Annotated in this window: 15 protein-coding genes and 1 riboswitch; of the genes, 6 read left to right on the forward strand and 9 right to left on the reverse strand. The window is 48.3% G+C overall.

The genetic code is table 11. The features are described from left to right. Positions 1-47 precede the first annotated feature (47 nt). From AC3DOM_RS01320 to AC3DOM_RS01335, 4 genes are all read left to right on the forward strand, one after another. Positions 48-860: a DUF2085 domain-containing protein gene (locus AC3DOM_RS01320; RefSeq protein WP_487917217.1), complete on the forward strand. Its 813-nt coding sequence runs from the start codon at positions 48-50 to the stop codon at positions 858-860. A 124-nt stretch (positions 861-984) separates the two neighbouring features. Continuing rightward, positions 985-1,554 (forward strand): DUF4126 domain-containing protein, encoded by a 570-nt coding sequence (locus AC3DOM_RS01325; protein ID WP_487917218.1) that lies wholly within the window; start codon positions 985-987, stop codon positions 1,552-1,554. 25 nt (positions 1,555-1,579) lie between these two features. Continuing rightward, entirely contained in the window at positions 1,580-1,894 is a 315-nt protein-coding gene (locus AC3DOM_RS01330; protein WP_487917219.1) for a DUF4190 domain-containing protein, read from the forward strand. Positions 1,895-1,920: 26 nt separating this feature from the next. Next, positions 1,921-2,085: a hypothetical protein gene (locus AC3DOM_RS01335; protein WP_487917220.1), complete on the forward strand. Its 165-nt coding sequence runs from the start codon at positions 1,921-1,923 to the stop codon at positions 2,083-2,085. 55 nt (positions 2,086-2,140) lie between these two features. On the opposite strand, the gene AC3DOM_RS01340 is transcribed toward AC3DOM_RS01335, so the two are convergent. From AC3DOM_RS01340 to AC3DOM_RS01355, 4 genes are read right to left on the reverse strand one after another with little or no spacing between them, the layout of a single operon-like run. After that, positions 2,141-3,154 carry an ABC transporter ATP-binding protein gene (locus tag AC3DOM_RS01340; RefSeq protein WP_487917221.1) on the reverse strand — a complete coding sequence of 338 codons (1,014 nt, stop codon included), beginning with the start codon at positions 3,152-3,154 and terminating at the stop codon, positions 2,141-2,143. A gap of 40 nt (positions 3,155-3,194) precedes the next feature. Continuing rightward, the gene (locus tag AC3DOM_RS01345) at positions 3,195-4,949 is read right to left on the reverse strand and encodes an ABC transporter permease (RefSeq protein ID WP_487917222.1); all 1,755 of its coding nucleotides are present in this window, start codon (positions 4,947-4,949) and stop codon (positions 3,195-3,197) included. Beyond that, the gene (locus tag AC3DOM_RS01350; protein ID WP_487917223.1) at positions 4,949-6,031 is read right to left on the reverse strand and encodes a thiamine ABC transporter substrate-binding protein; all 1,083 of its coding nucleotides are present in this window, start codon (positions 6,029-6,031) and stop codon (positions 4,949-4,951) included. Before AC3DOM_RS01350 ends, AC3DOM_RS01345 begins: the two co-directional genes overlap by 1 nt. 8 nt (positions 6,032-6,039) lie before the next feature. Beyond that, positions 6,040-6,693 (reverse strand): thiamine diphosphokinase, encoded by a 654-nt coding sequence (locus AC3DOM_RS01355; protein WP_487917224.1) that lies wholly within the window; start codon positions 6,691-6,693, stop codon positions 6,040-6,042. A 31-nt stretch (positions 6,694-6,724) separates the two neighbouring features. After that, positions 6,725-6,829, reverse strand: a riboswitch (TPP riboswitch). Positions 6,830-6,897: 68 nt separating this feature from the next. Here AC3DOM_RS01355 and AC3DOM_RS01360 point away from each other — a divergent pair. Next, positions 6,898-7,818 carry a GGDEF domain-containing response regulator gene (locus tag AC3DOM_RS01360; protein ID WP_487917225.1) on the forward strand — a complete coding sequence of 307 codons (921 nt, stop codon included), beginning with the start codon at positions 6,898-6,900 and terminating at the stop codon, positions 7,816-7,818. 152 nt (positions 7,819-7,970) lie between these two features. Beyond that, positions 7,971-8,462 carry an FKBP-type peptidyl-prolyl cis-trans isomerase gene (locus AC3DOM_RS01365; protein ID WP_487917226.1) on the forward strand — a complete coding sequence of 164 codons (492 nt, stop codon included), beginning with the start codon at positions 7,971-7,973 and terminating at the stop codon, positions 8,460-8,462. A 43-nt stretch (positions 8,463-8,505) separates the two neighbouring features. Here the strand turns inward: AC3DOM_RS01365 and AC3DOM_RS01370 are convergent, their stop codons facing one another. The 5 genes from AC3DOM_RS01370 to AC3DOM_RS01390 all read right to left on the reverse strand — a co-directional run. Then, positions 8,506-9,267, reverse strand: a complete 762-nt coding sequence (locus AC3DOM_RS01370) for a YceI family protein (protein ID WP_487917227.1) — start codon at positions 9,265-9,267, stop codon at positions 8,506-8,508. Positions 9,268-9,366: 99 nt separating this feature from the next. Then, complete coding sequence (locus AC3DOM_RS01375) at positions 9,367-9,789, reverse strand: secondary thiamine-phosphate synthase enzyme YjbQ (RefSeq protein WP_487917228.1); 423 nt, start codon at positions 9,787-9,789, stop codon at positions 9,367-9,369. Between the two features lie 44 nt (positions 9,790-9,833). After that, positions 9,834-10,706, reverse strand: a complete 873-nt coding sequence (locus AC3DOM_RS01380; RefSeq protein ID WP_487917229.1) for a hypothetical protein — start codon at positions 10,704-10,706, stop codon at positions 9,834-9,836. Positions 10,707-10,722: 16 nt separating this feature from the next. Next, entirely contained in the window at positions 10,723-11,658 is a 936-nt protein-coding gene (locus AC3DOM_RS01385) for an SDR family oxidoreductase (protein WP_487917230.1), read from the reverse strand. Positions 11,659-11,803: 145 nt separating this feature from the next. Continuing rightward, on the reverse strand, positions 11,804-12,795 hold a 992-nt coding region (locus AC3DOM_RS01390), incomplete at its 5' end, for a TolB family protein (protein ID WP_487917231.1).

The following is a 12,795-nucleotide window of genomic DNA, read 5'->3' on the forward strand; positions in this document are numbered from 1 at the left end:
ATATTTTTCTTGCAATTACCCTATAAAACCTCTATAATCAACCCGTCATGCAGAAAATTGTAAAATGGATCGTTCCTCTTGCGGCACTGCTCGCCATAGGTGCCTATGTATATATTACCCCACCCGGTCTCCTTGGCAAAGCAGATGGCGTTGGTTATGCCATCTGTCATCGCATCAGCGAGCGGTCTTTCCATATCGGCGAACGCCAACTCCCCATGTGCGCCCGCGATACCGGCACCTTCACCAGTGCAGCTGTTACGCTCATCTTCCTCTCTATCATCGGAAGCAAGCGGAGTGGGATGCCCCCCAAAAAGATCATCCTTACCCTCGGGGCCTTTTTTCTGATTTGGGCTATCGATGGCTCAAATTCCTATCTCTATTTAATCAAGCAGACCTATCCGGGGGCATTCCCACAAATCCCCAATATCTATATCCCAAATAATATCCTTCGTCTACTCACCGGCAGTGGGATGGGGATGGGGATGGGCGCCGTCCTCTACGCCGCCTTCAACCAGACCGCGTGGAAAGAAGTGGATGCGCGTCCCGCGCTGGGCTCATGGCGTGACCTCGGCTTGCTCATCGGGACCATGCTTCTTATCGATCTCGCAATTCTTTCCGAATCCCCCATTGCCCTCTATCCAATAGCCTTCATCAGCGTACTGGGTGTGGTCACCTTACTTACCCTGATCTTTAGTGTGGTCTGGATGATGGTGATGAGGCAGGAAAACACCTTCACATCCATCCGGGAAATGTGGCTGGCACTCACCGCCGGCCTGACTCTCGCTTTGATCATGCTCCTTGTCATTGATTTACTCCGCCTGCGCCTGACTGGCACCTGGGGAGCCTTTCCCTTGGGATAAACGGAGTGCTCTTTTTTAACCGCCAGGACGCCAAGGCTATTTACCTAAAAACCTGGCGATAAAAAAAGAAGTTTGGCCTTCTCCGCGTCTTGGCGGTCAGTTTTAAATACAAAAGGACTAATAAATGGAACTCCTAACCGGCATCTTCTCGGCCTTTGGGCTATCCGCAAGTGCAGGATTGAACGCCTATATTCCCCTGCTCGTGGTCTCCCTCCTCGCAAGATTTACTGATCTGATCAAACTTCAATCTCCCTGGGATACGCTCACCAGTTGGTGGATCATTGGTGCCCTGATCGTTCTCGGAACAATCGAATTCTTCGCTGATAAGGTTCCAGCCGTGAATCATATCAACGATATCATCCAAACCTTTGTCCGTCCGGTTGCCGGGGCAATCGCCTTTGCCGCCAGTGCCAAGGTAATCACCGATATGAGCCCGATCCTCTCCATGGGAATGGGGTTACTCGTTGCCGGAAGCGTGCATTCGGTCAAGTCTATTGCTGTGCGGCCTGCGCTCACAGCCACCACCGGCGGAGCAGCGAACACGCCCGTCAGCATCGCTGAGGATATTATTTCCACGTTCCTGTCCATTTTGGCAATCCTGATTCCGATAATTATTGGTATCATTCTTATACTGCTGACAACCACCTATATTTGGTGGAAATGGCGCAAAGCTAACGCCGTAAAACCAGCCTAATGGCTTTATCAAAAGGAGAAGAGATATGACTCAACAACCTTATCAACAAATCCCCCCGCCAACGCCCAACAGCACTCTGGCAACGATCAGCATGATCGCTGGCATCCTCGGCTGGACGATTGCACCCCTACTCGGTTCATTAGCGGCCATCATCACCGGACATATGGCAAAACGCGAGATCCGCGAAAGCATGGGGCGGTTGGCTGGTGATGGTATGGCTACTGCCGGGCTTGTTATGGGTTATTTGCAACTAATTCCATCGGCATTATGTATCTGCGTCGTTCTTGTCATGCTCGCCATGGGCATATCAATCCCCGTACTTGACTCATTTGCATACTAATTCAATCAATTCCTGGAGGCTCTAAAATGTACGATAATATCGCTCCCCCACCCGATGAAGAAAAAAAGAAATCCAATGTCTGGCTGATCGTTGGCATTGTTGCTATTGTATTATGCTGCTGTCTCGTTATTTTTGGCGGTGGCGGTTATTGGCTCTGGATAAACGGAGATGCTCTCCTGGGCGTTGGCTAAATATTTCACTTTGTACTATTTCAAAAACCAAAGAGCTTCCGTATGGAAGCTCTTTTTATTCAGCTAAACGCTGGATTTTACCCATCTCGATCTTCAACCCGATTTCTTCACCCACATTAACAGGATCGGAGAGATAAAAATAAAACCCACCTTTCAGCACCACCTTAAATCGATCCTGCTGAAAAACGACATCCTTCACAGTTCCGCGTAACGGAGACGACAAATTACCAATACGCACATCCCGAGGACGGATTAATAACGTTACGGGCGAGCCCTCGGCTTGCCTCTCTTCAACAGGCATCTTCACAGTTCCAAAGATCGTCTCCACGAGTCCGTCCTTCAATATCTTCCCCTGAACCACATTTCCTGCACCCAAAAACTCAGCCACCCACCCCGAATGGGGACGTGCATACACCTCCGCAGGTGTACCACGCTGGACGATTTCACCATTATGAAGCAACATGACACGATCAGCAAGGGTAAATGCCTCATCCTGGTCGTGGGTGACATAAATCGCAGGAACACCACTTTCCTGCAAAATACTGCGCAATTCCGCTAATAAATACTCACGCAATTTACGGTCAAGCGCACCGAGTGGTTCATCAAATAAAAGTAAATGCGGACGTGGTGCCAATGCCCGTGCCAAAGCAACGCGCTGCTGCTCCCCCCCCGAGAGGTCAATCACATCGCGTGATTCAAGGCCAATCAAATCAACCTGCTGTAGAGACTTCATCACTCGCTGATGAATTTCTTCTCGCCCCAGTTTCTGCATTTTCAAACCAAAAGCGACGTTGTCAAAAACATTCAAATGCGGGAAAAGAGCGTAATCCTGAAAGATCAAGCCAAAATTGCGCTTGTGCGGCGGCACAGAAGAGATATCTTTTCCATTCCAGTTTACCTCACCCTCTTCAGCATTTTCCAACCCTGCGATGATGCGCAGAAGGGTCGTTTTCCCACCGCCTGATGGACCCAACAGACAAATAGTTTCGCCCTCACCAACTTCAAGGGATATGCCTCTAAGTAAGGGTTTCCCTTCGTAGGATTTGTGGATATTAGAAAGAATTAACATAATTTCATACCCAAGGGGCGACCGACCGGTTGCCCTTTCCCTACCATCCCCCCCTCCCCGGCAAGCGCAACTTTTCGATCAGGAAAATACTGAGCGTTGTCAAAATCATCAAAATCGTTGCCATCGCCATTGCCTGACCATAATTCAACCCGCCTGGCTGGGAGAGGAAACGATAGATCGCCGTGGGAATGGTCGGGAAATCCGGGCGCGCCAAAAGAGAGGTCGCACCGAACTCTCCCAGGGAAACGGTAAATGCAAAGGTCGCCGCGGCGAGCACCGCTCGAAAGACAATCGGAAAATCCACCGTAAACCAGGTCCGCAAGGAAGATGCTCCCAGCATGGCAGCCGCTTCCCTATACCGCTGTGGGATAGAGGCCAGCGCGGGCTGGAGTGAGCGGATAACAAAAGGCAATGCTATTATAGTATGCGCCAAAGGAACGAGCCACGGGGAGGCGATCAAATTCAGCGGGGGGCGGCTAAAGGCAATGATAAAGCCCAGTCCCAATGTCACAGCCGATGCCCCAAGGGGCAACATCAAAAGTGGATCAAGAAAACGATCCATGCGGTTGGGTTTTGCCAGGGCCGAGGCCACTGGAAACCCCATTAGCAATGAGAGCGCAACCGTGATCCCAGCATATTCAAGGGAGTTTAGTGCAGCCTCGATCGGCGGTACGTAGAAACGCGATCCCCGTCGGTTGATGAAGAGTTCGTTATAGTAGTCGCTCGTCAGGCTTGTTTGAAGATCGGCGCGGTCACCGCGATCAGCTTCAAGACGGCTCACAGAGCGGAGGGGTAAAGCAAGCATCGGGAGGACAAAAAGCGCAAATAGAATGGTGATCATTGTAAAAATAAAGATGCGTTCTCTTTTATTTTTTGAACGACGCAGCCGGGATTCGGTATCCTGTTGAGCAACCTGGGTGGATGTCTGCGCCAGCATCCGACTGTAGAGAATGGAAAAAGTCAGCGTGCAGAGCAATTGAATGATCGAAAGCAGGGCCGCAACAGGCAAATTAAGCATCTGCAAAGTCTGGATATAAATTTCAACTTCAAGAGTGGAGAATTTTGGACCGCCAAGGAGCAAAATTACACCAAAACTGGTGAAGTCAAACAGAAAGACCAGCAAAGCTGCAGCCAGGATGGATGGACGAAGTAATGGGAAAGTAATTCGCCAGAAAGCACGCCAGGGATCAGCTCCAAGCAGACGGGAAGCTTCGATCAGTCGTGGATCAAGACGGGAGAGCGCGTTGCCCACTACCCGGATGACGATGGTCGTATTATAAAAAACATGCGCCAGGAGGATTGCGCCTAAAGTGTATAAAATATTAATCGGCGGAGAATCCAGGTCGAGGAGATTCATCAGACTCAAATTCAGCCAACCACGCGGTCCAAGCAAGGCATTAAATCCTGCCGCAACGACAACTGTTGGCAACATAAAGGGCACAGCTGTGAGGGCGCGCAAAAGCGCCTTTCCTCGGAAATCGTAACGAGCAAAAAGATACGCTGCAGGTAATCCGACCAATAGGGTCAGCAGCATTGATAACACGGCCTGATAGAGCGTAAAACCCAGACTATCCAGCGCAATTTGCAGAGATTCTGGAGAGAGAAATACAGACGAATTTACCCCCAATCCAAGAATTTTGGTGAGGGGGTAGAAAAAGAAGATTGAGATGAACAGGAGGGCGGGAGCCCAGCGCAAAATCGAATCGCGATACCTAAAGGGTACACTGAGGTGTGAAGAACGCGAAGAAAAAACTTTCTTTTTCTCAGCGCTCTTCGCTACTTTGCGGGTAGACATTATTTCAATACCGTCTCCGTCCAGGCCTGAATCCAGACTTCACGATTTGCCGCGATTTCATCCATGGAAATAGTGGCTGGTTGATCAGAAAGCTCAGCATGTTTCAGGAATACTTCTGGCAGTTCTGCGTCAGAATTGACCGGGTAAACAAACATCTGCAAGGGAATATCTTCCTGAAAATCCACATCCAGCACGAAGTCTACGAATCTTTCGGCCGCGGCTCGTTGCTGGGTTCCAGTCAGGATACCGATAAATTCTACTTGGCGGAAGCAGGTATCAGGCCCAAGAATTGAGGCGGTTGGCGCCTCCGATAGCTCCGTTTCAGCAAAATAAACCTCTGCTGCAGGGCTGGTTCCATAGGAGACAACCATCGGCTGCGGACCACGTCCGGATGAGGCACTGAAATTCGTATAATAGGCCGATTCCCAGCTATTGGCTACTGAAACTCCGCCTTCTTTCATGGCTGCCCAGAAATCAAGATATCCATCTGGCCCAAAATGAGCCACTGTAGCCAGCAAGAATGCCAGCCCCGGTGAAGATATGGCCGGGTTTTCCACAACCAGCAGTTCAGCATACTCAGGTTTCATCAGGTCTTCGAAATTCTCCGGAAGAGGCAGATCATTTTCAGCGAAATAGGCTTTGTCGTAATTAATGCAAACATCACCATAATCCACAGGCAGGGCACGGTTTTCAGGATCGAACTTGAATTCCTCAGGGATGTTTTTCAATCCAGGTGCAGCATAGGATTCAAACAGATCGGCAGCCAAAGCCCGCGATAAGAAAGTATTGTCCACACCATAAAATACATCTGCCAGGGGTGCCTCTTTTGTAAGAATTGCCTTATTGAGAGCAGACCCGGTATCGCCGCTGGCAAGAAACTCCACCTTGATCCCGGATTCATTTTCAAATAACTCAATGACCTTCTCGCTAAGAGCAAAAGAGTCATGAGTCATCACTGTCAATATGACATCATCACCAAACCCGCTTTCCAACTGATTCTCTTCTGGAGAAGATTCGGCTGTCAACGTGCAGGCGGAGAGCAACAAAGCGATCAATAAAGTGAGTAAATTGATTTTTTTCATAATAACCTTCATTCTTTTTTATAGTTAGCACTGTGAATACATAGTAATAAGCCAGAATCGATACTTATTTTTGCCACATCAGATACCATTTCATTGCTGATACCACGGGTTTTATGTGCCTTCAGTGTTTCGTGACGAAGCGGCCAGCGCAGACCTTCGGTTTGGATGCCAGTCACATCCCCGTTCCAGGGGAGGAGGGACACAGTTTCTCCGGCACGCCCGTGGATTTGGGCTTGCCTCCGGACAAAGAAGGCTTCCTCGACCCCGTCCTCTATGCGCAGTTCCAGCCCGGCAAGGGAAGGGTTTGTCAATAAGGACAGGTTGCCAAGGGTATGGTCCAGACGCCCACCCAGCGCTGCCACGAGGCGAATATTTCTGTATCCCAGATCAAGGGCATAATTGAGCGCCAGCTCAAGATCAGTCTCGTCCTTATCCTTTGGATGCTGGATGATCTCAACATGATTCTTTTCCAGAGTAAGGAGATGGGCAGGATCAAGGGAATCGAGATCCCCGATGACAACAGAGGGTAGCAAACCAAGGGCAAGGAGGTGTCGGGTTCCACCATCCACGGCGATCATGAAAGCGTCTGGTTCGAGAATACGACGGGCAGCATCAAGATCTGGCAAATCACCATTGATAAAAATAAGCGCGCGCTTGGACATAAAAACATCCTCGCCGTTGGGAGGATGTTTGATTAATAAATCGCAATATCCCTCCGCCGGCATGATCCGGATCAGGTAATGCGGGTCGAGCGCAACGCGCTCCTCTCAGCCAATAATGGCTCCCCGTTACAATGTGAACCTATTTAACCTTGAATAATGATTGTTGTCAAATTAGAGAAAAATTAAAGGTATAATTTCCTTATCATGGAAAAAATTCTGGTCGTTGATGACGAACAAAAAGATCGCCGAATTGTCGAAAAAATACTGACACGTTTGGGGCATACAGTCGTCCTGGCCAATAGCGGGGAGGCCGCCTGGGAGCTTCTGCAAGATGAAAATATTCGCTTTGTCATCACCGGAGTGAATTTATCGGGAATGGGCGGTATTCAATTAATTAAAAACATCCGGTCCGCAGACTTTCCAGAATATATTTATATTCTTCTCATCACTTCCAATAACACAGATGAGGATATCGTAGAAGGCCAGTCCGCTGGCGCCGATGACTATCTGGCAAAGCCAATTAATCCAACTACATTGGAAGCCCGTGTTGCTCTTGGACAAAAATTACTTACCCTTAAAGATAGTCTCATCCAATCTGATAACAAGCTTGAAAAACTGACAATGGTGGATGTTCTTACCGGATTACTAAATCGCCGCGCGATCTATAAATTTGCGCGTGGAGAAGTGGAACGCGCCCGGCGTTACTCTGATTCTATCAGCATGGTCTTCCTTTGTCTTGATGACCTGAAGAAAATCAACGATGAGCATGGAAACCATGTGGGTGACGATGCACTTAAAGCTGTCACCAAGATCATTAAAGAACGCCTCCGTCCCTACGATGGTATCGGTCGCTGGTCGTTTGACGAATTTCTGGTTGTTTTGCCTGGAGCATCTGCCATAAATGCCGAAAAAGTCGCCATTCGCATTGTAGAAGGAATTGCAGCTATAAAGCTTGCCCTTCCAGAAAGTGGTCATCTCTCACTGCGATCCAACGCAGGTGTTGCCTCTGTAACAAGAATGACAGGCTCTGTTACTCTTCTTGATGATCAACTCCAACTTGCCAGCGAAGCTTTAAACCGTGCAAAAGAGGATGGCGATAGTCAAGTTCAAACCTCATGGCTTTAGAAATAAAATTTTGATTTCAAACCCATCTGACCTCGAATCCTGCCATGAACTTTTGACAATGGATGAACAATTTCGTCTCCAACATCCCCCCCATATATCAATACAAAAAGATACAAAGAGCAAACTGAGAGAGCTTTCCCTACAGGATCCTTATGAGCGAAGAAAATGTTGTAAAAAATGATCTCGTTGTCGCAATGGACTACAGTCTAACAGTAGACAGCAAGGTGATCGATTCTTCGGAAGAGCGTGAACCTCTGGAATTTTTACAGGGTCATGGCAATATCATCCCTGGGTTGGAACGAGAAATTCTCGGTATGAGAATTGGCGAAAGCAAAGAAGTTATAGTCTCTCCTGCTGAGGGCTACGGCGAAACAGAAGAAGATGCTTTTATGGAAGTGCCAGCCAATCAATTTCCCGAGAATATTCCTGTTGAGGTTGGCACAGAAATACAGATTGAGAACGAAGATGGCGAGCCCGCCTACGCGCGCATAGATAAAATTGAAAATAATATGGCGGAGCTAAATTTTAACCATCCACTGGCGGGAAAGGAATTGCATTTCGCCATAAAAATAATTACGATACGCGATCCCACTGAAGAAGAGATGAAGCACGGGCATGTACACAATCACGACCACGAGCACTAAAACAAAAAATCCCCGAAATTATCGGGGGTTTTTTGTTGGGCGGTTATTCTGATATCGCTAAAGCAACAAAATCGATTTCCAGCAGAACTTCTTCGTCCACCTCTGCCACACGCTCAACAGAAGGAATTTTTATCCCGTAATCGGCATAGGCCAACATGGTTTCGGCATGGCCTTCGATCTGCATCTCAGAAATGGGTGTAATTTTGGCCATGAATATGACTTGCTGGGTCACGCCCTTGATTGTCAGGGCACCAGCTATCTCGAAGACAATTTCTTCCCCAATGTTGACCTCATCGGGAAGCAGAATAATATCCGTAGGCCCAAAACTGATGAACTCAAAAGTATTGCTATCCAATATCCTGTTGTGAATCGCACGGTTACGGAAGGTATTGTCCGTTGCAAGGTCACGTGCATTGACCAGGATTTCGCCCACCTCTACCTGCGATTGATCAGGCTCAACGCGAAACTCTCCAGTGACCTGCCTTGTCTTGCCAATCACAACGGTAGGCTGCCCCTCCAATACCTCATTTAAAGTAAAGCGAGCTTCAGATTGTGAGGAATCAATCCGAAAGATACTTGATTGCGAATTCTCCTTAGATATATTTTCTTCGGGGGCACTTTCAGCCGTGGGTTGGCCCTCGCTGGTTTGAGTAACTTCAGTAGCGGGCATCACCGAAGGCTCTTCCAACCCTACACTAGGCGCCTCTGGCTCACGCAGGAAGGCGTAGCCAAATGCTGCTACGCCAACAATAATCACTATGCCAAGAATAGAAAAAAATCGCAATATTCCCTTATTCTTTTTCATTTCACACTCCTTAATCGGATAATTTTCATGATATTTGACGGGCATGATACCATATTAAGAAATGTTATTTGGCGCATCCTACTTATTCTAAGATAAATCTTATATCACTTCCAAGACTCTCATTAATATCCGCCTGTTATGTGGACGGTCACGATGCTCAAAAAGGAAAACTCCCTGCCATTGCCCCAGAGAGAGTTTGCCATAATCAATTGGAATCGTAATGCTGACGTCTGTCAGCATGGCCCGAATATGGGATGTCGCATCATCAGGTCCCTCCAGCGTGTGGGTATACCACGGCTCATTCTCTGAGGCAATTCGTTCCATAAAACTTTCAAGGTCAGCGCGGGCAGAGGGATCCCAGCTTTCAGTGATGAGCAGCGATGCGCTGGTATGTTGCAGAAAGAGATAGCAAATGCCTTCCCCTACCTGCCAATCATCCATTTGCTTGGCAATCAGGGAAGTTACTTCGTGGAGGCCCTTCCCTGATGTACGGATTTCAAGGGTACTTTTATGCCAGTTCATCATTTCGCCTCTCGTTAATGGTTTTTCCTGTTTGTGAAAACTTGCTATGAGATCGTACTCTCACCCTTCGTCAGGATATAGAATCCACGCGGGGATTTCTGGCTGCGATCATAGATAAAATCGGTGACGAGATAACCAGTACTGAAGCCTTCTTCAAAAATTTCGCGGGTAAAGAAGCGCCAGTCTCTGGCGAGGGAGATGTCGGTTTCGCGCAGGGTCTGGAAATTGGTAGGAATTTCGACGAGGGCCAGGCTACCACTTGGGGAAGTAAATTTTGATGGAGGCCTCAACAAGCCAGAATTGGAGTCTGTTTCGGGAGTATAGGGAACTTGAATACCTGCTTGCTGATAATTCCGCAATCCCAGCACAGTCCGGTTTTCTTCATCCAGACGTTGAGAGACTCGTTTAGTATGGGTCCACCAATCAATCTGAAAGCGATCAGAGGCCACCCCTGCATTGAGTTCATCGACCATATCGCCATATTCATTACGTTTATAGGTATTGCAGACTGCGCCGAGACGGGCAATGTTGAGATAGGCATTCTTACTAAGCAGGGGGTCATAGGTCCAGGTGATCTGGTCGATCCCCTGCTGGCGCACCATTTGCCACTGCGCCTTTTTAAGCATAAAGCCAAGATCTTTACCTCGGTGATCGGGATGGACGCCCATCTGATGGGAACAAAGCTTTATCCGGGTTTCTTGCCCAATTTTGGATATGCCGGGAAAACCAAAAACAAAACCGACCATCTCCTCATCTTGAAAGGCACCGATGGCCAGCCCCCCATTGTGGACAAAGGCCAATATAATATGGGCTGGAACAACGTCTAATGGGCCACCGCGCCAAATATCGTCTGACAGCCTTTCGATCAATCGCATTTCTTCAGGGCTTTCAAGAAGACGAATACCGTAGTGGGGCATTTTCATCTCATAAATCTCAGTTTGCTTTTTTTAAATTTGCTTGCTTTTCACGCAATTTTTCAAGCCAGCTCTTTTTGCGAAGATAATCGAGCCTGTAGGTAAAGCGAGCAGGCATCAGCCCAAAGATGCGCGGCAAAGAGTCGGCTTCGCAGGTACGGTCGGTTGCCAAATAATCGAGAAAAAAACCAGAAATTGGGAAATTAGGAATAGAGGCCGCGAGGATCACTGTCAAAACGCGTAATATCGGCGTTGAGGCTGAAAAGATTAGCCGCTTTTTCCCTGTTGCCAAAAGAATCACTTCGACAACCTGCCGCAATGTAAAATATTCACTGCCGCCAAATTCAATACTTTGATCCTGCAAATCAGGATGATCCAGCGACCACAACAAAGAAGTGACCAAATCTTCTACCCAGAGTGGTTGCAAACGTGTTTGACCTTTGTTGGGAATAAACAAAAAGCCGGGGGAAATTCGCACCAACCGGAGAATTTCTGTTGTGAAATTATCCTCAACGCCAAAGACGATGGAGGAGCGGATGATCGTATGCGGGGTTTTACCACGGCGGATATGTTCCTCGGCGATACCTTTGGCCTTTAGGACAGGAAATGCGGACGCTTTATCAGCACCGAGGTGGCTGAGAAAAATGATCTGCTGGACACCTGCTTCGTCTGCAACCTGGACGAGAGTCTTGGTCCCTTCAATATCCGTTTCAAAAAGCTCTGCTTTACTCTCCCCCCCCGCAAGATGATAAATCCGATCCACGCCACGCAGGGCAGCGCGCAATCCGCGTATATCGGTGAGACTAACAACCGCCACTTCAACAGGCACACCTTTTGGCAAACGCGGGCTATGTGGTGATGGGCGTATAAGGGTGCGGACTTCATGCCCAGCTTCAACGAGTTGACGGACCAAGGCCCGCCCGATGAAACCGGTTCCGCCTGTAACGAGGATCATGTTGGGATTATACCCTCAGTGAAAACAACAGAGAACTGGTTATGAGCGTCCCGCAGGTTTATCATGAACCTGCGGGACGTTTGACTCAGATAAAATCAACTTGTTTTAGTGAATATCAATAAAGTGAAATATCAATTTACTTTTACTACGGTTCCCATTGGGGCTGCCAATCCGGTTCGGGGTTGTCAGTGATCTGATGAACGTCGCTCCCATCTGGCAGCATGATAAAGAGATCAGCCTGATCGTTATTCCGCAGGGAATTGTAAGCAATATTTTTACCATCGGGGGAATAGGTAGCTGAGTTATTATTCCCACCAGAGGTGAGTTGGGAGAAAATACCGGTCTCAACTTCGTAGCGATAAATATCTTTATCAAGTGGCGGGCCAGCGGAGAGGAGCAGGTAATGCCCGTCCGGGGACCAGTCAACACCTCCTGTAATACCCAGCAAGCCATAGGTTACGCGACGTGGCGGTTCGTCACTTTCCACATCCAGTATAAAGATTTCGTATTCATAAAGTTGATCCACGATCATCGCGAGAGCAATTCTTTTTCCGTCCGGTGCCCAGGCTGCACTGACGAGGGTATTTGGGCCGGCATAATTCGGTCCGCCATAGAGCAAACGCGGATTTTCTCCATTATGATCCATGATCCAGAGACCGGCTGGCTCTTCAGCAGGCCGATTTACAAAGATGATTTTTTCACCATCAGGAGAATAATCGGGAGAGAAAACATTCCCAATCTCATGCGTGAGCTCAATAGATTGCGATGTGCTGAGGACAAGCAAGTAGAGGTCAAATGTGCCGCGACTCTGATTTGAAGCGTAAATGATCGCTTCCCCTTTGGGCGAAAATGCAGGGTAGTAGTGATTAATATTCTCGTGTGTAATTTGGAGGAGGCCACTGCCATCTCGATTGACCATGCAGATCTGGTTATAATCACCACGTGTGCAGGTAAAGATAATTCTCCCTCCATGAACACCGGTAGGAAAGGGCTGGGGGGTAAAAGTTGGCGGTGGGAGCGGCGTGTAGGTCGGCGGGAAAGTGGCTTCGACAGTTAACCCTGCAGGGGCCGGCATTTCAATCATTGGAGTCTCAGGGATAAGAATAAAAGCTACTACCAAGATCCCCAGGAGGAAGA

It is taken from the genome of Candidatus Desulfolinea nitratireducens (assembly GCF_982879505.1).

Excerpts from the sequence above, each read along its gene's own strand:
- AC3DOM_RS01320 (WP_487917217.1), top strand. The coding sequence starts at position 48 with ATGCAGAAAATTGTAAAATGGATCGTTCCTCTTGCGGCACTGCTCGCC.
- AC3DOM_RS01325 (WP_487917218.1), top strand. The coding sequence starts at position 985 with ATGGAACTCCTAACCGGCATCTTCTCGGCCTTTGGGCTATCCGCAAGT.
- AC3DOM_RS01330 (WP_487917219.1), top strand. The coding sequence starts at position 1,580 with ATGACTCAACAACCTTATCAACAAATCCCCCCGCCAACGCCCAACAGC.
- AC3DOM_RS01335 (WP_487917220.1), top strand. The coding sequence starts at position 1,921 with ATGTACGATAATATCGCTCCCCCACCCGATGAAGAAAAAAAGAAATCC.
- AC3DOM_RS01340 (WP_487917221.1), bottom strand. The coding sequence starts at position 3,154 with ATGTTAATTCTTTCTAATATCCACAAATCCTACGAAGGGAAACCCTTA.
- AC3DOM_RS01345 (WP_487917222.1), bottom strand. The coding sequence starts at position 4,949 with ATGTCTACCCGCAAAGTAGCGAAGAGCGCTGAGAAAAAGAAAGTTTTT.
- AC3DOM_RS01350 (WP_487917223.1), bottom strand. The coding sequence starts at position 6,031 with ATGAAAAAAATCAATTTACTCACTTTATTGATCGCTTTGTTGCTCTCC.
- AC3DOM_RS01355 (WP_487917224.1), bottom strand. The coding sequence starts at position 6,693 with ATGTCCAAGCGCGCGCTTATTTTTATCAATGGTGATTTGCCAGATCTT.
- AC3DOM_RS01360 (WP_487917225.1), top strand. The coding sequence starts at position 6,898 with ATGGAAAAAATTCTGGTCGTTGATGACGAACAAAAAGATCGCCGAATT.
- AC3DOM_RS01365 (WP_487917226.1), top strand. The coding sequence starts at position 7,971 with ATGAGCGAAGAAAATGTTGTAAAAAATGATCTCGTTGTCGCAATGGAC.
- AC3DOM_RS01370 (WP_487917227.1), bottom strand. The coding sequence starts at position 9,267 with ATGAAAAAGAATAAGGGAATATTGCGATTTTTTTCTATTCTTGGCATA.
- AC3DOM_RS01375 (WP_487917228.1), bottom strand. The coding sequence starts at position 9,789 with ATGAACTGGCATAAAAGTACCCTTGAAATCCGTACATCAGGGAAGGGC.
- AC3DOM_RS01380 (WP_487917229.1), bottom strand. The coding sequence starts at position 10,706 with ATGCCCCACTACGGTATTCGTCTTCTTGAAAGCCCTGAAGAAATGCGA.
- AC3DOM_RS01385 (WP_487917230.1), bottom strand. The coding sequence starts at position 11,658 with ATGATCCTCGTTACAGGCGGAACCGGTTTCATCGGGCGGGCCTTGGTC.